Below are 17,861 nucleotides of genomic sequence, written 5' to 3'. Positions count from 1 at the left end.
AACGAGGGGCCCCCTCGCTCCGTCGGACGAAGCGAGGGGGCCCCTCGGGGTGTTGCGGGTGTCACGGGGTACTGCCGGCCGTGCTACTGGTTCTGGTTCTCACCGCGGTAGAACTCGAAGACCCAGCCGAAGATGCCGACCAGGATCAGCGGCGCCGAGAAGTACATCAGCCACCAGCCCATCGCGACACCCAGGAAGGCGAGCGCGCCACCGGCGGCCAGCGACAGCGGCTGCCAGCTGTGCGGGGCGAAGAAGCCCTGCTCGCCGGCCTCGTCCGCGACGTCGGCCTCCTTGTCGTCCTGCGCCATCTCGTCGACCCGCTTGGCCGTGAAGGCCAGGTAGTAGCCGACCATGATGCACAGACCGAACGCCAGGAACAGCGCCGTGGTGCCGACCGCCTCCTTCGCCCAGACGCCGTAGACGACGGCCACGGCGAGGATGAAGACGCTCAGCCAGATGAACATCTTGCCCTGGATCTTCACTTGCCGGCCTCCTTGCCACCGGTGAGGGCCGCCACCTCGGTGTGGTTCTCGAGCTGGTCCACAGCCGCGATCTCAGGGTGGTGCAGGTCGAAGGCCGGGGATTCGGAACGGATCCGCGGCAGGGTGAGGAAGTTGTGCCGCGGCGGCGGGCAGGACGTCGCCCACTCGAGCGAGCGGCCGTAGCCCCACGGGTCGTCGACCTCGATCTTCTTGCCGTACTTGGCGGTCTTCCACACGTTGTAGAGGAACGGCAGCATCGACAGACCGAGCAGGAAGGACGCGATCGTCGAGACCGTGTTCAACGCGGTGAAGCCGTCGGCGTCGAGGTAGTCCGCGTAACGGCGCGGCATGCCCTCGGCACCCAGCCAGTGCTGCACCAGGAACGTGCCGTGGAAGCCCACGAACAGCGTCCAGAAGGTGATCTTGCCCAGGCGCTCGTCCAGCATCTTGCCGGTGAACTTCGGCCACCAGAAGTGGAAGCCGGCGAACATCGCGAAGACGACCGTACCGAAGATCACGTAGTGGAAGTGCGCGACCACGAAGTACGAGTCGGTGACGTGGAAGTCCAGCGGGGGCGCGGCCAGGATGACGCCGGTCAGACCACCGAAGGTGAAGGTGACCAGGAAGCCGACGACCCAGAGCATCGGGGTCTCGAAGGACAGCGAGCCCTTCCACATCGTGCCGATCCAGTTGAAGAACTTCACGCCGGTCGGAACGGCGATGAGGAACGTCATGAAGGAGAAGAACGGCAGGAGCACGCCGCCGGTCGCGTACATGTGGTGGGCCCACACGGTCACGGAGAGACCGGCGATGGCGATCGTCGCGGCGACCAGACCGATGTAGCCGAACATCGGCTTACGGCTGAAGACCGGGATGATCTCGGAGACGATGCCGAAGAACGGCAAGGCGATGATGTACACCTCTGGGTGTCCGAAGAACCAGAAGAGATGCTGCCAGAGCAGGGAACCGCCGTTGGCCGCGTCGAAGACGTGGGCACCGAACTTGCGGTCCGCCTCAAGGGCGAAGAGCGCAGCCGCCAGGACCGGGAAGGCGAGCAGGACCAGAACACCGGTCAGCAGCACGTTCCAGGTGAAGATCGGCATACGGAACATCGTCATGCCCGGAGCGCGCATGCAGATGATCGTGGTGATGAAGTTGACCGAACCGAGGATCGTGCCGAAGCCGGAGAAGGCCAGACCCATGATCCACATGTCGGCACCGACACCCGGCGAGCGGACGGCGTCCGACAGCGGGGAGTAGGCGAACCAGCCGAAGTCGGCGGCACCCTGCGGGGTGAGGAAGCCGGCCACGGCGATGATCGAGCCGAAGAGGTACAGCCAGTAGGCGAACATGTTCAGCCGCGGGAACGCCACGTCGGGCGCACCGATCTGAAGCGGCATGATCCAGTTCGCGAAACCGGCGAACAGCGGCGTCGCGAACATCAGCAGCATGATCGTGCCGTGCATCGTGAACGCCTGGTTGAACTGCTCGTTCGACATGATCTGCGTACCCGGACGGGCCAGCTCGGCGCGCATGAAGAGCGCCATGAGTCCGCCGATACAGAAGAACACGAACGACGTGACGAGGTAGAGGCTACCGATCGTCTTGTGGTCAGTGGTGGTCAGCCACTTCACCACCACACTGCCGGGCTGCTTGCGCCGGACGGGGGTCTCGTTCTCGTACGAGTCCTCCGCCGCGGCCGCACCCTGGGGTTCGTTGAGGATGCTCACAGTAGGTTCTTCTCCGCATTCCTGGCCGGGTCCGTCTGCTCAATGCCCGACGGGATGTAGCCGGTCTGCCCCTTCTCCGCCAGCTCCTTCAGGTGCTGCTGGTAGCGCTCCGGGGAGACCACCTTGACGTTGAAGAGCATCCGGGAGTGGTCGACACCGCACAGCTCGGCGCACTTGCCGAGGAAGGTGCCTTCCTGGGTCGGGGTGACCTCGAAGGCGTTGGTGTGACCCGGAATGACGTCCTGCTTCATCAGGAACGGAACCACCCAGAAGGAGTGGATGACGTCACGCGAGGTGAGGATGAAGCGGACCTTCTCACCCTTGGGCAGCCACAGGGTCGGGCCAGGGTTTCCGGTCTGCGGGTTCCGGGTGCCGGGGATGCCGGCGTCGTAGACGCCGCCCGCGTTCGCCGGGAACTCCTCCTGGAACTTGTCCGGGATCGCCGAGAGGTTCGGAGCCGTCTTGGCGTCACCGGTCACACCGGGCACGTTCTCGATGTAGTTGAAGCCCCAGCTCCACTGGTAGCCGACCACGTTGACCGTGTGGGCCGGCTTCGGGGAGAGCGTGAGGAGCTTCGACTGATCACGCGCGGTGAAGTAGAAGAGCACCGACACGATGATCAGCGGAGTGATCGTGTACAGCGCCTCGATGGGCATGTTGTAACGGGTCTGCGGAGGAACCTCGACCTTGGTGCGGCTGCGCCGGTAGAAGATGGCGGCCCAGATGATCAGGCCCCACACCAGCACACCGACGGTGAGCGCGGCGGCCCAGGATCCCTGCCACAGGGACAGGATCCGGGGGGCCTCCTCGGTCACCGGGGTGGGCATACCAAGTCGGGGGAAGTCTTCCCAGTTGTACGAGCAGCCAGTGGCTGTCGCCAGGACCAGGCCCGCAGTCAGCACCTGCGGCAGCTTCCGCCGCATCGGGCGCCGCGACGAGCGGTCGGAGCCGTTGGGACTCACGTAGCGCCTTCCCGAGAGTCTCGGCCCGCGCTGGTCGGCTACGGCCGTCCGTCTCGCTGGTCGGTCGCCGCCCCGGCCGCGGGCAGGGGTTTGGATGTTTATGCGGACCAAACCCTACTGGACGCTATTTGGGGTCGCGCGGGGAGGGTGCCCAACGCGCCGCCCGAGCCCCCGAAGGGGTGGCCCCTGGCGTGTCGGGGCCCGTCCGGCCTGGGCCGGACGGCCCTCTGGCACCGGGCCGGAAGGGGCTTTTGACGAGGTGTCGCTCACTCGGGGGAGGGAACGGACGGATTGATTCCGCCACGATCCCGGCCGGGGGTCCGGCGGGGGGCGGCGCGGCTCCCGCGAGGTTTGGCGAAGTCTTGGCCAAGTGGCGGCCGGGCTCCGTGAAGCCCTGGTGGGATCCATGCGGGATTTCATGGATTTTATACGGATTCCTCACGGCTTCAGGCTGCCGTGGCGGTGTACTCCGGCCCGCCTCCGGCCCGTCCCCGGCTTCGCGCAGGCCCCCCGCCGCCCCACCCCCGCCGGACGACCGGAGCCCGCGAGGCCGGGGATAGCGTGGGCGGATGCCGTACTTCGACGCCGCATCGGCGGCTCCGCTGCACCCCGTCGCCCGCCAGGCCCTGCTGGCCTCCCTGGACGAGGGCTGGGCCGACCCGGCCCGGCTGTACCGCGAGGGGCGGCGGGCCCGGCTGCTGCTCGACGCGGCGCGCGAGGCCGCCGCCGAGGCGGTCGGCGCTCGCCCCGACGAACTCGTTTTCACTCCTTCGGGGACGCGCGCCGTCCACACGGGTGTCGCCGGGGCGCTGGCGGGCCGTCGCCGGGCCGGGGACCGGCTCGTGGTGTCGGCGGTCGAGCACTCCTCCGTGCTGTACGCGGGCGAGGCGCACGCGGCGGCGGGCGGGACCGTCACCGAGGTGCCGGTGGGGCGGTCGGGCGCGGTGGACCCGGAGGTGTTCGCGGCGGCACTGGACTCCCGTACCGCGCTGGCCGCCCTCCAGTCGGCCAATCACGAGGTGGGCACCGAGCAGCCGGTGGCCGAGGCCGTGGCGGCCTGCCGGGCGGCGGGGGTGCCGCTCCTGGTGGACGCGGCCCAGTCGCTGGGCTGGGGGCCGGTGCCGGAGGGCTGGTCGCTGCTGACCGCGAGCGCGCACAAGTGGGGCGGTCCGGCCGGGGTCGGGCTGCTCGCGGTGCGCAAGGGGGTCCGGTTCGCCCCGCAAGGCCCGGCGGACGAGCGGGAGTCGGGCCGGGCGCCCGGGTTCGAGAATCTGCCCGCGATCGTGGCGGCGGCGGCCTCGCTGCGCGCGGTACGGGCGGAGGCGGCGGCCGAGGGGGCGCGGCTGCGGGCGCTCGTGGACCGGATCCGGGCGCGGGTGCCGGAGCTGGTGCCGGATGTGGAGGTGGTGGGCGATCCGGTGCGGCGGCTGCCGCATCTGGTCACGTTCTCGTGTCTGTACGTCGACGGCGAGACGCTGCTGTCCGAGCTGGACCGGGAAGGCTTCTCCGTTTCGTCGGGTTCGTCCTGTACGAGCGCGACGCTGACGCCCAGCCATGTGCTGCGCGCGATGGGGGTGCTGAGCGAGGGCAACGTACGGGTGTCGCTGCCCGCCGGTACGACCGAGGAGGACGTGGACCGCTTCCTGACGGTGCTGCCGGGGGTCGTGGCCGCCGTACGCGACCGGCTGGGCGCCCCGCGGCCCGAGGCGGCCCCGGCGGCGAAGCCGGCCCGTTCGCTGGTGGTCGACGCGCTCGGCCGGCGCTGCCCGATCCCGGTGATCGAGCTGGCCCGGGTGATCGGCGAGGTACCGGTGGGCGACACGGTCACGGTGCTGTCCGACGACGGGGCGGCCCGGCTCGACATCCCGGCGTGGTGCGAGATGCGGGGACAGGAGTACGTGGGCGAGGAGCCGTCCCCGAAGGGCGGCACGGCCTATGTGGTGCGCCGGGTGGCGTGACCCCGGCGCATCCACCCAGGGGCACGCGCCCGGACACGCGCGAGCCCCCTCACCCAAGTCCGGGTGAGGGGGCTCGCGACGGGCGGGCGGGGCCGGGATCAGACCAGGTAGGCCTGGACCTCGGCGGCGGCCTCGTCGCCGTACGCCTTGGTGAAGCGCTCCATGAAGTTCGCGCGGCGCAGGGTGTACTCCTGGGTGCCCAGGGTCTCGATCACCAGCGTGGCGAGCATGCAGCCGACCTGCGCGGCGCGCTCCAGGCCGACACCCCACGACAGACCGGTGAGGAAGCCGGCGCGGAAGGCGTCGCCGACGCCGGTCGGGTCGACCTTGGCCTCCTCCTCCGGGCAGGCGACCTCGATCGGGTCCTCGCCGACCCGCTCGATGCGCACGCCGCGCGAACCGAGGGTGGTGACGCGGTGGCCGACCCGCTCCAGGATCTCCTGCTCGCTCCAGCCGGTCTTCGACTCGATGAGGCCCTTCTCGTACTCGTTCGAGAAGAGGTAGGCGGCGCCGTCCATGAGGGTGCGGATCTCGGTACCGTCCATGCGGGCGATCTGCTGCGAGAAGTCGGCGGCGAACGGGAGGTCGCGGCTCCGGCACTCCTCCGTGTGGCGCAGCATCGCCTCGGGGTCGTCGGCGCCGATGAGGACCAGGTCGAGGCCGCCCACGCGGTCGGCGACGGCCTTGAGCTCGATCAGCCGGGCCTCGCTCATGGCGCCGGTGTAGAAGGAGCCGATCTGGTTGTGGTCCTGGTCGGTGGTGCACACGAAGCGGGCGGTGTGCAGGACCTCGGAGATGCGGACGGAGCCGGTGTCCACGCCGTGGCGGTCGAGCCAGGCGCGGTACTCGTCGAAGTCGAAGCCGGCCGCGCCCACGAGGATCGGGCCCCCGCCGAGCTGTCCCATGCCGAAGCAGATGTTCGCGGCGACACCGCCCCGCCGGACGTCGAGGTTGTCGACGAGGAAGGAGAGCGAGACCGTGTGAAGCTGGTCCGCCACGAGCTGGTCGGCGAACCGGCCCGGGAAGGTCATGAGGTGGTCGGTGGCGATGGAGCCGGTGACTGCGATACGCACGGCTGGGCGCTCCAGTGGTGACGACGGTGAGGACAGTTCACGCTACCGGGTGCGGCACGCGTTTCCGAACAGTGGAAACTACCCCAGAGTAGGCCTTTTCCCCGAGGGCTTGGCCTGCGTACGGTGCGGCCATGACCCAGTACCCCGCTCCTCGTGAGCCCCGCGAGCCCCGTGAGTCCGACTTCAGCCTCGCCGAACTGCGCGGTGACGGCGTGCGGATGGCCCCCCACTGGGCGTCCCCCGCGGCTCCGGCGGCCGACCCGGTCTCCCCCTCGCTGATCCACGGCGTGAAGGTGCCGGCCGCCTCGGCCCGGCTGATCGCCGCGACCTCCGAGTACGGGAACTGAGCCCGGACCGCGGCGCCCGCGCGCAGCCGGCGGCCGGACGGCCGCCGGCCCGGGTGGCGCCGTGCACCGGGCCCGAGCCGGACGCCTTGGCGGAGCCGTACGCCCGAGTCCAGCCGTACGCCCGAGTGGAGCCGTACGGCCTGACGCACCCAGCCCCGGCGGAACCGTTCGTCCGCCCCGCCCGTCCCAGAGGCGTCCTCGGGAAGGGAGAGTCGTGATGAGCGGAACGGAGACCCGGCCGGGCAGGCGCGGTTCGCTGCTCGTCGCCTCGGTGGCGGCGGGAGTACTGCTCGTGGGCGGCGGAGGCGTGTACTACGCCGCCACGGCCTCGGGCGACGGCGGCGGCGCGAGCGACGCGGGCGGTACGAGCAGAGCGACCAGCGCGAGCGGTATGAGCGATCCGGCGGCGCAGGGCCCGCCGGGACAGACCGGCGGGCCGGGAATCGCCCCGGGCGAACCCGCCCCGGGCGGTGCCGCCGGCACCGTCTACCGGGCCGAGGGAACCCTCCCCCAGGGGCCCTCGACGGCCGCCGTCCACCGGCCGGAAGGCCGGGTCACCTCGGCGGAGGTGACCCGGCTGGCCCGGGCCCTGGACCTCGGCGGCACGCCCCGGCTCGCGGGCGGGGTGTGGCGGGTAGGCCCGGACAAGGACGGCTCGGGACCCCGGCTCAGCGTCGCCGAGCAGGCGCCGGGCAGCTGGACCTTCCACCGGTACGAAGGGGTGGCGGGCGGCGACAACTGTCTGAAGGGCAAGGCGTGCCCGCCCGCGGGCGACGCGCTGCCCCCGGCGGGCGGGGCCCCGGCGAGCGAGACGGCGGCCCGGGCGGCCGTGGCACCCGTACTCGCGGCCGCCGGTCAGGACGATGCGAAGTCCGCCGAGCATCAGAGCGCGCGGGGCGCGGTGCGGACCGTCACCGTCGATCCGGTGGTGGGCGGGCTCCCGACGTACGGCTGGTCGACCACCGTCCAGGTGGGCCCGGACGGCACGCTGCTGAACGGCAGCGGACGGCTGAAGGAGCCGGTGAAGGCCGAGATCCTGCCGGTGCTCAGCGCGCAGCGGGCACTGGACGAACTGAACGGGATCACCCGGGGCACCGCCGGTCCGGCGGGGAGCGCCGTCTCCCCTGCCTCCCCGGCCTCCCCCACCGTCTCCGCGGCGCCGTCGGCCGCGCCCTCGCCCCGCGTGGTCGGGGTGACGAGCGCGGTGCTCGGGCTCGCCCCTCAGAGCGGCGACGGTGACGCGCTGGCCCCGGCCTGGCTGTTCCAGGTACGGGACACCCCCGGCGCCGCCCCGCACACCCTGGTGCGCCCGGCGGTGGACAACCGCCGTACGACCGGATCCGCGCCGTCGGCGGCGCCCGCCTCCCCCGGCGGCCGGCAGCTCTCCGCGTACCGGACGGACGCGGCGGGCACCCGGCTCTCGGTGACCTTCTGGGGCGGGGTCTGCGGCACGTACACCGCGACCGCCGACGAGTCGGCGCCCGGCCGGGTGACGGTACGGGTCACGGAGCGGCCTCAGGAGCCCGGCCGGGTGTGCGTGATGTCGGCGGTGGAGACCACGAAGACGGTGACGCTGCGGCAGCCGCTGGGCGACCGGACGGTCGTGGACGGGGCGAGCGGCGAGCCGGTGCCGCGCGGCTGACGGGTCGGCCCGCCGGCGCGGTCAGGGCGCGGTCGCGCGTCCCTTAGGCCGTCCCCGTACGTACGGGAAGGCGAGAAGGGCGGCACCCGGAGAACCGGGTGCCGCCCTTCTCATGCCGAACCTCAGGGCTTAGCTGAAGCTGTCGCCGCAGGCGCAGGAGCCCGTGGCGTTGGGGTTGTCGATCGTGAAGCCCTGCTTCTCGATGGTGTCGACGAAGTCGATCGAGGCGCCGCCCAGGTACGGGGCGCTCATGCGGTCGGTGACGACCTTGACGCCGTCGAAGTCCTTGACGACGTCACCGTCGAGCGAACGCTCGTCGAAGAACAGCTGGTAACGCAGGCCGGAGCAGCCACCGGGCTGGACGGCGACACGCAGGGCCAGGTCGTCGCGGCCTTCCTGGTCGAGCAGGGCCTTGACCTTGGCCGCGGCGGCGTCGGACAGGAGGATGCCGTCGCTGACAGTGGTCTGATCGTCCGATACGGACATCTGCTTCTCTCCCGGGTTGGTACGGAGACTGCTTGCCGACGGTGCAACCGGCGGGGCCGCGGATTCATTCCGGGCCGGGCACGTCTTTCCCTTTCATGCTCGCACACGAGATCCGGCGGCGGTCCCGCCGTGCGCCCGGAGGGCGAATACGTCACATCGACACTATGGCCATCGTCAAACTGACACGAACCGGATATGATAGATAGCGTCATTTAGACGAAAAGTGTGACAGGCAACCCGTAGAAAGGGTGCGTGACGTGACCACCGCCCAGCCCCTGGACGTCCAGCCGACGCCGCTCGCCCTCCTCCTGCTCGGCCGGGAGGCCGACCCGAAGAGCGAGCGCGGCGTGGAGTGCCCCGGCGACCTGCCCTCGCCCTCCGACCCGGACCTGGTGGCGCGCGCCCGCGCGGCCAAGGAGAAGCTCGGAGACAAGGTCTTCGTGCTCGGCCACCATTACCAGCGTGACGAGGTCATCCAGTTCGCCGACGTCACCGGTGACTCGTTCAAGCTCGCGCGGGACGCGGCGGCCCGCCCGGAGGCCGAGTACATCGTCTTCTGCGGTGTGCACTTCATGGCCGAGTCGGCGGACATCCTGACCGGCGACGACCAGAAGGTCGTCCTGCCGGACCTGGCGGCCGGCTGCTCGATGGCCGACATGGCCACCGCCGAGCAGGTCGCCGAGTGCTGGGACGTGCTGACCGACGCGGGGATCGAGACGAGCGTCGTACCCGTCTCGTACATGAACTCCTCCGCCGACATCAAGGCCTTCACCGGCCGGCACGGCGGCACCATCTGCACCTCCTCCAACGCCAAGAAGGCCCTGGAGTGGGCCTTCGAGCAGGGCGAGAAGGTGCTGTTCCTGCCGGACCAGCACCTGGGCCGCAACACCGCCGTGCGCGACATGGGCATGTCCCTGGACGACTGCGTGGTCTACAACCCGCACAAGCCGAACGGCGGGCTGACCGCCGAGGAGCTGCGGGCCGCGAAGATGATCCTGTGGCGCGGGCACTGCTCGGTGCACGGCCGCTTCAGCCTGGACTCGGTGAACGAGGTCCGCGAGCGGATACCGGGCGTCAACGTCCTGGTCCACCCCGAGTGCCGGCACGAGGTCGTCGCCGCGGCCGACCACGTGGGCTCGACGGAGTACATCATCAAGGCCCTGGAGGCGGCCCCGGCCGGCTCGAAGTGGGCGATCGGCACCGAGCTGAACCTGGTCCGCCGACTGGCGAACCGTTTCGCTCCCGAGGGCAAGGAGATCGTCTTCCTCGACAAGACGGTCTGCTTCTGCTCGACCATGAACCGCATCGACCTGCCGCACCTGGTCTGGGCCCTGGAGTCGCTGGCCGAGGGCAACCTGGTCAACCGGATCCAGGTCGACCAGGAGACCGAGCACTTCGCCAAGCTCGCCCTGGAGCGGATGCTGGCGCTGCCGTAACGATTCCTCGTACGACAGCCGAAGGGGTGCCCCGCGCGAACGCGGGGCACCCCTTCGGCTGTGCCGTGGGGCCGATCCGTACGGATCGGGCCGTACGGATCGGGCCGTACGGATCAGACCGCGGCCGGCTCCTCCTTCGCCGACGGCGGGACGGAGGCGTCACCGTCGCCGTCCCCGGCCTTCGCCGCCCGCTTGTCGGCCTTCTTCTTCGCGCGGCGCTCCTTGCGGAGTTCCACCATCGCGTAGAGCGTCGGCACGAGCAGCAGCGTCAGCAGCGTCGAGGTGACCAGACCGCCGATCACCACCACGGCCAGCGGCTGGGCGATGAAGCCGCCCTCGCCGGTGACGCCGAGCGCCATCGGGATCAGCGCGAAGATCGTCGCCAGTGCCGTCATGAGGATCGGGCGCAGCCGGTGCCGGCCGCCCTCGATCACGGCCTCGATGACGCCGAGGCCCTGGGCCCGGTACTGGTTGATCAGGTCGATCAGGACGATCGCGTTGGTGACCACGATGCCGATCAGCATCAGCATGCCGATCATCGCCGGGACGCCCATCGGGGTGCCGGTCACGACCAGCAGGCCGATGGCGCCGGTGGCGGCGAACGGGATGGAGACCAGCAGGATCAGCGGCTGGATCAGCGAGCGGAAGGTCGCGACCAGCAGCATGAAGACGATCGCCACGGCGGCGAGCATCGCCAGGAGCATGTTGACCAGGGCCTCGGACTGGTCCTGCGAGACACCGCCGATGGAGACGGTCGCGCCCTCGGGCAGATCCAGCGCGTCGAGCTTCTTCTGGAGGTCGAGGCTGACCGAACCGGTGTCGTCCGTGGTCGGCTGGGCCGTGACGGTGGCGGTGCGGGCACCGTCGATCCGGGCCAGCGAGACCGGGCCGGGCACCAGGCGTACGTCCGCGATGTCACCCAGCTTCACCGGGCCGAGCGGCAGCGCCTTCAGCTCGGCGAGGGTGGTGGCCGGACGCGCCGAGGTGATGACGACGTCCCGCTCGGTGTCGTCGAGGACGGCCTTGGCGGCCGGGGTGCCGTGCACGGCCTGGGCGACGATCATGCCGAGGGTCGCGTTGTCGAACCCGGCGTCGGCGGCCTTCGGGGTGGCCTTCACCGAGATCCGGGGCACCGACTGGGAGAGGTCGCTCTGCACGTCGGTGACGTTCTTGAGTCCTCCGACGGCCTTCTTGACCTGCTCGGACGCCTTCTTCAGCAGCTCGGGGTCGGAGGCCTTGACGACCACGCTCAGATTCTGGCTGCCGAAGCCGCTGCCCGCGGAGACCTTGGTCTCGCCGATGCCGTCGAGCTTGGCGAGCGCCTGGTGCAGGGCGTCGCTGGTCTTCTGGGACGAGGCGGAGTCCTCCAGGGTCACCTGGTACGAGGCCTGGTTGGAGCCGGTGCCGCCGCCGAAGGCCGCCATGAAGCCGGAGGAGCCGACGGTGACCTGGTAGTCCTTGACGCCCTTGGTCTCGGCGAGGACCTTCTCGACCTTCTTCGCGGCCTCGTCGGAGGCGGCGAGGCTGGTGTCCGGCGGCAGCTTCTGCTTGATCGACAGGACTTCCTGCTCGCCCTGGTCGAAGAAGTTGGTCTTCAGCAGACCGCCCATGCCGAAGGTGACCACCAGGACCACCAGGGCGATGGCGAGGCTGGTGAGACGGCGCCGGGTGGCGAACCCGAGCACCCGCACGTACGCGCGCTGGAGGCGGCTCTTCGCCTCCTTCTCCTCGGCCTCGCGGCGGGCCCGCTCCGGGTCGGCCGAGGTGCCCTTGGGGGCGCGCAGGAACCAGTACGACAGGACCGGCACGACCGTCAGCGACACCAGCAGCGAGGCGAGCAGCGCGGCGGTGACGGTGAGGCTGAAGGAGCCGAACAGCTCGCCGATCATGCCGCCGACCAGGCCGATCGGCAGGAAGACGGCGACCGTGGTGAGGGTCGAGGAGGTGACCGCGCCGGCGACCTCCTTGACCGCGGTGACGATCGCGGAGTGGCGCTCCTCGCCGTAGCCGAGGTGCCGCTTGATGTTCTCCAGGACCACGATGGAGTCGTCGACGACCCGGCCGATGGCGATGGTGAGCGCGCCGAGGGTCAGCATGTTGAGCGACAGGTCGCGGGTCCACAGCACGATGAGCGCGAGGACCACGGAGAGCGGGATGGAGACCGCGGTGACCAGGGTCGAGCGCAGCGAGGCGAGGAAGACCAGGATGACCAGCACGGCCATGACCAGGCCGAGCGCGCCCTCGGTGGTGAGACCGGAGATGGACTTGGCGACGGCCGGGCCCTGGTCGGAGACCACGGTCAGCTCGGCACCCGCGCCGAGGTCGCGGCGCAGGTCGGGCAGCTTGTCCCGGACGGCGTCGGAGATGGCGACGGCACTGCCGTCCTTGTCCATGGTGGCCATGACGGCGAGGCTGGGCCGGCCGTTGGTACGGGTCAGCGAGACCCGGTTGGCCTCCTCCTGCTTGACGGTGGCCACGTCGCCGAGCCGGACCGCCCGGCCCTTCTCGGGCTTGATCCGCAGGTCCTCGATCTGCCGGAGCGCGGTGTAGCCGCCGCCGACCTGGACCGTACGGCTCATGCCGTCCTCGGCGAAGGCGCCGGCGGGCATGGTGCCGCCGCCGTTCTTGATCGCCTCGGTGAGCTTCATCGGCGTCAGACCGGCCGCGGCCAGCTTGCGGTCGTCGGGGGTGACGGAGACCTGGAGGTCCTGGACACCGCTCACGCTGACCTGGGCGACACCGTCGATGTCCTGGAGGGCGGGGACGACCGTCTTGTCCAGCTGGTCGGCGAGCGCCTGCTGGTCCTTGTCGGAGGTGACGGCGAGAACGACCGTCGGCATGTCGTCGGTGGAACCGGCGATCACCTGCGGGTCGACCGTCGACGGCATCTTGGCCCGGGCCCGGTTGACGGCCTGCTGGACGTCGGCGACGAGCTGCTTGGTGCCCTCGTCCCCGTAGTCGAAGCCGGCCATGACGACGGCGCTGCCCTCGGAGGCGGTGGAGGTGACGCTCTTGATGCCGGAGACGGCCTTGAGGCTGTTCTCCAGCGGCTCGACGACCTGCTTCTCGACCACGTCGGGAGAGGCCCCCGGGTACGGGGCGAGGATCGAGACCATCGGGAGCTCGATGGTGGGGAGCAGCTGCTGCTTCAGCTGCGGGATCGCTATCGCTCCGAAGAGGAGCGCGACGAGGGACATCAGCCCTATCAGGGCCCGTTGCGCGAGGCTGAATCTCGACAGCCAGGACATGGGGACTCTCTTCTGGTGGCGTACTGGCGTACTCGGCGTGCTGGCCACCCGTCCCGGCCGGGACGGGCCGACGGGTGCGCGTCTATACCATCAGCCATCCGAACGGGTGAATTCCTCGCCCCCCGGTGCCGGATCCCCGGGCCGCGTATACCGCGTCTGGAGTACGGGCCGGTGCCGCGTGCGCGGTACGCCGGGGCGTCGTTTTGGAGGTACGGCGGTGGTTCGGCGGTGGTGCGCCCCTTCCCGTACCCCGCTCCGCCGAGGGCTCCCGCTCCCCGCGCCTCACTCCGTCCGGGGGCGGACGAGTCCCGACTCGTAGGCGGTCACCACCAGCTGGGCCCGGTCGCGGGCGCCCAGCTTGGCCATGGTCCGGTTCACATGGGTCTTGACGGTGAGCGGGCTGACGTCGAGCAGCCCGGCGATCTCGTCGTTGGAGCGGCCGCCCGCCACCAGGATCAGCACCTCGCGCTCGCGGGCGGTCAGCGCGGCCAGCCGTTCCGCGTAGCCGGGCGCCCGGCCGTCCTCCAGCTCCGCGCCGCCGCCCTGGGCGAGGAAACGGGTGATCAGGCCCTTGGTGGCGGCCGGGGAGAGCAGAGCCTCGCCCGCGTGCGCGATCCGGATGGCGTCGAGCAGTTCGTCCGGTTCGGCGCCCTTGCCGAGGAAGCCGGAGGCACCGGCGCGCAGCGAGCGCACCACGTACTCGTCGACCTCGAACGTGGTGAGCATGACGATCCGTACGGCGCACAGCGCGGGGTCGCCGGTGATCAGGCGGGTGGCGGTGAGCCCGTCCGTGCCGGGCATCCGGATGTCCATGAGGACCACGTCGGGGCGGGTGGCGCGGGCCCGCTCGACGGCCTGGGCGCCGTCGGCCGCCTCGGCGACGACCTCCATGTCCGGCTCGGAGTCGACCAGGACCCGGAAGGCGCTGCGCAGGAGGGCCTGGTCGTCGGCGAGCAGCACCCGGATGGGGCGCGCGGGGCCGGGCCCGGCCTCGGCCTCGGCCTCCGGCAGGGCGCCGTGGTCGGGGTGCGGGCTGGTGCCGTGGCGGTCTTCGCGTCGGCTTTCCCGCTGGGTGTCGTGCCGGGTCCCGGTCATGTGCGGTCGTCCTCCCCCGTACGGCGCTCGCCGGACACCGGAAGTATCGCCTGCACCCGGAAACCGCCCCCGTAGCGGGGTGCGGCCGTGAGCGCGCCGCCGAGGGCGGTCACCCGCTCGCGCATCCCGATCAGACCGTGCCCGCCGCCGTCGTCCGCGGGCTCCGCCGTGGCCTGCCGCCCGGCGCCGTCGTCGAGGACGGTGACCTCCACCGTACGGCCGACCCGGAGCACGCTGACCTCGGCGCGGGCCTCCGATCCGGCGTGCTTGCGGACGTTGGTCAGCGCCTCCTGGATGATCCGGTACGCGGCGAGGTCGACGGCCGCCGGCAGCGGGGCGCCCCCGGCGGCGTCGATGTCCGTGCGGGTGACGTCGACCGGCAGACCGGCGTTGCGGAAGGTGGCCAGCAGATCGTCGAGGACGGCGAGACCGGACACCGGCTCGGTCGGCGCCTCCGGGTCGCCGGACTGGCGCAGCAGCCCGACCGTGGCGCGCAGTTCGTCAAGTGCCGAACGAGAGGCCGTGCGCACATGCGCGAGGGCCTCCTTGGCCTGGTCGGGGCGCTTGTCCATGACGTGCGCGGCGACCCCGGCCTGGACGTTGACCAGCGCGATGTGGTGCGCGACGACATCGTGCAGATCGCGGGCGATCCGCAGCCGCTCCTCGGCGACCCGCCGCCGGGCCTCCTCCTCGCGGGTGCGTTCGGCGCGCTCGGCCCGCTCCTGGATGGCGTCGATGAACGCCCGGCGGCTGCGCACCGCGTCACCGGCCGCCGCCGCCATGCCGGTCCAGGCGAAGACGCCGAGGTTCTCCTGCGCGTACCAGGGGTTGGGCCCGAAGAACATGGCGCCGCCGGTCAGCGCGGTCATGGTGACGAGCCCGAGCTTCCAGGTGGTGGGCCGGTCGGTGCGGGAGGCGACGGTGTACAGCGCGATGACGGCGCCGAAGATGACGGGCGCGGGGCGGGGCTCGCCGATCACGTCGACCAGCGAGACGGCGGTCGTGACGGCCAGCACCTCGATGGGCCGGCCGCGCCGCAGCACCAGCGCGGCGGACCCGGCCAGCATCAGCACCACTCCGGCCGTGGTGGGGGTGTGCCGCCCGAAGGTGGCCCCGCCATCGGGGGCGCCGTGCCGGTCGGCGAAGGAGGCGACGAACATGCTCACGAAGACGAGCGCGGCGAGCCCCGTGTCCAGGGCGAGCGGATGCGCCCGCAGCCGTGTCCGGACCCAGGGGAACAAGCTGCCGTCGGTCATCCGGACACCGTAAGGGGTCGGCCCGGACCCGAACGACCCCCGTGCCCCGGCTCCTGAGCGGAGCGGGGGCACGGGGGTCGTGGAGTGGAGCGCGCGAAGAAATCCTGGCGAGTCCCCTAGGGGACTCGGGAGCCGGCCCCCGGGCAAGCCGGCGGTCGGCCGGGCCGGGACCCCGGGGCCGTCTGACGCTTCAGCCCGGGATGAGCCCACCGTCCGAGAGCATGGCGCGGACCTCGTCGAGGCTCGCTTCCGGCGCCGGAAGGATCAGCTCGGAGGGCTCCAGGGCATCGTCCGGGAGCGGTTCGCCGAGCCGGCGGACCGCGTCGAGGAGGCCACCGAGAGTCCGGCGGAAACCGGCCTCGTCACCGTCCTCCATCTCGGCCAGAAGCTCGTCGTCGAGCGCGTTCAGCTCGGCGAAATGACTGTCGGCCAGCTTCCACTGACCCTCCCCCATGATCCGTACGATCATGACGACGTCCTACTTCTCGTAGCGCGGGTGGGACTGGTGCTGCTGGTTCTGCTGGTTCTGGCCGGTGCCGGAACCGCCTTCGATGGCCTGCTGCTGCGCCGAGGGACCGCCGGCCAGCTCCGCCTTCATCCGCTGGAGCTCCAGCTCGACGTCGCTGCCGCCGGAGAGCCGGTCCAGCTCGGCCTGGATGTCGTCCTTGGCGAGCCCCGACTGGTCGTCGAGCGCGCCCGAGGCGAGCAGCTCGTCGATCGCGCCGGCGCGGGCCTGGAGCTGCGCGGTCTTGTCCTCGGCCCGCTGGATCGCGAGACCGACGTCGCTCATCTCCTCCGAGATACCGGAGAACGACTCGGCGATCCGGGTCTGCGCCTGGGCCGCCGTGTACGTGGCCTTGATCGTCTCCTTCTTCGTGCGGAAGGCGTCGACCTTGGCCTGGAGGCGCTGCGCCGCGAGCGTCAGCTTCTCCTCCTCGCCCTGCAGGGTCTGGTGCTGCACTTCCAGGTCGCTGACCTGCTGCTGCAGCGCGGACCTGCGGGACAGCGCCTCACGCGCCAGGTCCTCGCGGCCGAGCGCCAGCGCCTTGCGGCCCTGGTCCTCCAGCTTGGCGGACTGTCCCTGGAGCTGGTTCAGCTGCAGCTCCAGGCGCTTGCGGGAGGTCGCCACGTCGGCGACGCCGCGGCGCACCTTCTGCAGCAGCTCCAGCTGCTTCTGATACGAGTAATCAAGGGTCTCGCGCGGATCCTCGGCCCGGTCGAGGGCCTTGTTTGCCTTCGCGCGGAAGATCATCCCCATACGCTTCATGACACCGCTCATGGGCTTCGCGCGCCCCCTTCTGACGGACTGGGCTCCAGCACTCCAACATGAACCACACTACGGTTCATGTCTCCATTACCGCACTGTCCGGGACCCGATGTGCTCCTCCCCAAGGACGACTGGGCGCCGCGCGCCCTCCCGCCCAAGGAGTAGTGGGACCCTTGGTCTCACAGGCGAGGACGCGCTCCGTTAGCGGATCGTTCCCGCCCGCGCTGGGTCGCGCACCGGGCACCACGTACCCTTGGCGTTGTGTTCCGTAGCCGCTCGAAGGATGAGAAGGCCTCCGCCCAGCAGGTGACGGCGGACCTCTCCAAGAATCCCCGTGACCCCGAGGCCCCCAAGGGCCGCCCGACTCCGAAGCGGAGCGAGGCGCAGTCCCAGCGGCGCCGCGCGCAGTCCGCGCCGATGGACCGCAAGGAGGCCGCCAAGCGCCAGCGCGAGGCCCGCCGCGTGGACCTCACCCGCCAGCGCGAGGCGCTGAACAGCGGCGACGAGCGCTATCTGCCGGTCCGCGACAAGGGCCCGGTGCGGCGCTTCGCCCGTGACTACATCGACTCGCGGTTCGCCGTGGCCGAGTTCTTCCTGCCGATGGCCGTCGTCATCCTGGTGCTGTCGTTCTTCGGCAACCACAACCGCCGTCTCCAGGACATCGCGCTGCTGCTGTGGGCCGCGCTGATCGTGCTGATCGTGATCGACTCGGTCGTCACGTGGATCCGGCTGCGCAAGCAGCTGAGCACGCGCTTCCCGAACGAGCCGAAGCGCGGCGCCATCCCGTACGCGCTGATGCGCTCGCTCCAGATCCGCCGGCTGCGTCTGCCGAAGCCGCAGGTCAAGCGCGGAGAACGGCCCTGAGCACGGAGCCCTCGG

At 71.0% G+C, this 17,861-nt stretch carries 15 protein-coding genes; 5 read left to right on the top strand and 10 right to left on the bottom strand.

The features are described 5' to 3' along the window. Window positions 1-83: 83 nt before the first annotated feature. From ACGFRB_RS07320 to coxB, 3 genes are read right to left on the bottom strand one after another with little or no spacing between them, the layout of a single operon-like run. Window positions 84-482: a cytochrome c oxidase subunit 4 gene (locus ACGFRB_RS07320; RefSeq protein WP_393240162.1), complete on the bottom strand. Its 399-nt coding sequence runs from the start codon at window positions 480-482 to the stop codon at window positions 84-86. Continuing rightward, window positions 479-2,212 carry a cytochrome c oxidase subunit I gene (gene ctaD, locus ACGFRB_RS07315; RefSeq protein ID WP_363011614.1) on the bottom strand — a complete coding sequence of 578 codons (1,734 nt, stop codon included), beginning with the start codon at window positions 2,210-2,212 and terminating at the stop codon, window positions 479-481. The genes ACGFRB_RS07320 and ctaD overlap by 4 nt, the downstream gene beginning before the upstream one ends. Further along, window positions 2,209-3,174, bottom strand: a complete 966-nt coding sequence (gene coxB, locus ACGFRB_RS07310; RefSeq protein ID WP_363011616.1) for a cytochrome c oxidase subunit II — start codon at window positions 3,172-3,174, stop codon at window positions 2,209-2,211. The genes ctaD and coxB overlap by 4 nt, the downstream gene beginning before the upstream one ends. A 569-nt stretch (window positions 3,175-3,743) precedes the next feature. Here coxB and ACGFRB_RS07305 point away from each other — a divergent pair. Continuing rightward, window positions 3,744-5,132, top strand: coding sequence for a cysteine desulfurase/sulfurtransferase TusA family protein (locus ACGFRB_RS07305; RefSeq protein ID WP_393240158.1), 1,389 nt, complete (start codon window positions 3,744-3,746; stop codon window positions 5,130-5,132). A gap of 98 nt (window positions 5,133-5,230) precedes the next feature. Here the strand turns inward: ACGFRB_RS07305 and ACGFRB_RS07300 are convergent, their stop codons facing one another. Next, window positions 5,231-6,205: a carbohydrate kinase family protein gene (locus ACGFRB_RS07300; protein ID WP_363011620.1), complete on the bottom strand. Its 975-nt coding sequence runs from the start codon at window positions 6,203-6,205 to the stop codon at window positions 5,231-5,233. 131 nt (window positions 6,206-6,336) lie between these two features. On the opposite strand from ACGFRB_RS07300, the gene ACGFRB_RS07295 reads away from it, so the two are divergent. Together ACGFRB_RS07295 and ACGFRB_RS07290 are read left to right on the top strand one after the other, a co-directional pair. Beyond that, window positions 6,337-6,552: a hypothetical protein gene (locus tag ACGFRB_RS07295; RefSeq protein WP_363011622.1), complete on the top strand. Its 216-nt coding sequence runs from the start codon at window positions 6,337-6,339 to the stop codon at window positions 6,550-6,552. Window positions 6,553-6,769: 217 nt separating this feature from the next. After that, window positions 6,770-8,194 (top strand): hypothetical protein, encoded by a 1,425-nt coding sequence (locus tag ACGFRB_RS07290; RefSeq protein ID WP_393240154.1) that lies wholly within the window; start codon window positions 6,770-6,772, stop codon window positions 8,192-8,194. A 129-nt stretch (window positions 8,195-8,323) separates the two neighbouring features. Here ACGFRB_RS07290 and ACGFRB_RS07285 read toward each other — a convergent pair whose 3' ends face one another. Continuing rightward, complete coding sequence (locus ACGFRB_RS07285) at window positions 8,324-8,680, bottom strand: iron-sulfur cluster assembly accessory protein (protein WP_361238410.1); 357 nt, start codon at window positions 8,678-8,680, stop codon at window positions 8,324-8,326. Window positions 8,681-8,937: 257 nt separating this feature from the next. Between ACGFRB_RS07285 and nadA the strand changes: the two genes are divergently transcribed. Further along, window positions 8,938-10,116, top strand: coding sequence for a quinolinate synthase NadA (gene nadA / locus ACGFRB_RS07280; protein ID WP_393240151.1), 1,179 nt, complete (start codon window positions 8,938-8,940; stop codon window positions 10,114-10,116). Window positions 10,117-10,229: 113 nt separating this feature from the next. Here nadA and ACGFRB_RS07275 read toward each other — a convergent pair whose 3' ends face one another. From ACGFRB_RS07275 to ACGFRB_RS07255, 5 genes are all read right to left on the bottom strand, one after another. Beyond that, complete coding sequence (locus tag ACGFRB_RS07275) at window positions 10,230-13,364, bottom strand: efflux RND transporter permease subunit (protein ID WP_393240148.1); 3,135 nt, start codon at window positions 13,362-13,364, stop codon at window positions 10,230-10,232. Window positions 13,365-13,646: 282 nt separating this feature from the next. After that, window positions 13,647-14,459, bottom strand: a complete 813-nt coding sequence (locus tag ACGFRB_RS07270; protein WP_393240145.1) for a response regulator — start codon at window positions 14,457-14,459, stop codon at window positions 13,647-13,649. After that, window positions 14,456-15,715 carry a histidine kinase gene (locus ACGFRB_RS07265; RefSeq protein ID WP_393240142.1) on the bottom strand — a complete coding sequence of 420 codons (1,260 nt, stop codon included), beginning with the start codon at window positions 15,713-15,715 and terminating at the stop codon, window positions 14,456-14,458. The genes ACGFRB_RS07270 and ACGFRB_RS07265 overlap by 4 nt, the downstream gene beginning before the upstream one ends. A gap of 190 nt (window positions 15,716-15,905) precedes the next feature. Continuing rightward, the gene (locus tag ACGFRB_RS07260) at window positions 15,906-16,184 is read right to left on the bottom strand and encodes a hypothetical protein (protein WP_361238421.1); all 279 of its coding nucleotides are present in this window, start codon (window positions 16,182-16,184) and stop codon (window positions 15,906-15,908) included. Between the two features lie 9 nt (window positions 16,185-16,193). Next, a complete protein-coding gene (locus tag ACGFRB_RS07255; protein WP_363012313.1) occupies window positions 16,194-16,994 on the bottom strand; it encodes a PspA/IM30 family protein in 801 nt (266 codons plus the stop codon). 249 nt (window positions 16,995-17,243) lie between these two features. Between ACGFRB_RS07255 and ACGFRB_RS07250 the strand changes: the two genes are divergently transcribed. After that, entirely contained in the window at window positions 17,244-17,846 is a 603-nt protein-coding gene (locus tag ACGFRB_RS07250; RefSeq protein WP_393240139.1) for a DUF3043 domain-containing protein, read from the top strand. The last annotated feature ends 15 nt before the right edge of the window (window positions 17,847-17,861 follow it).

It is taken from the genome of Streptomyces sp. NPDC048718, from assembly GCF_043198875.1.
GTDB lineage: Bacteria > Actinomycetota > Actinomycetes > Streptomycetales > Streptomycetaceae > Streptomyces.
Note: the sequence above shows the minus strand (reverse complement) of the source record. Positions and strands in the feature narration are given on the sequence as shown.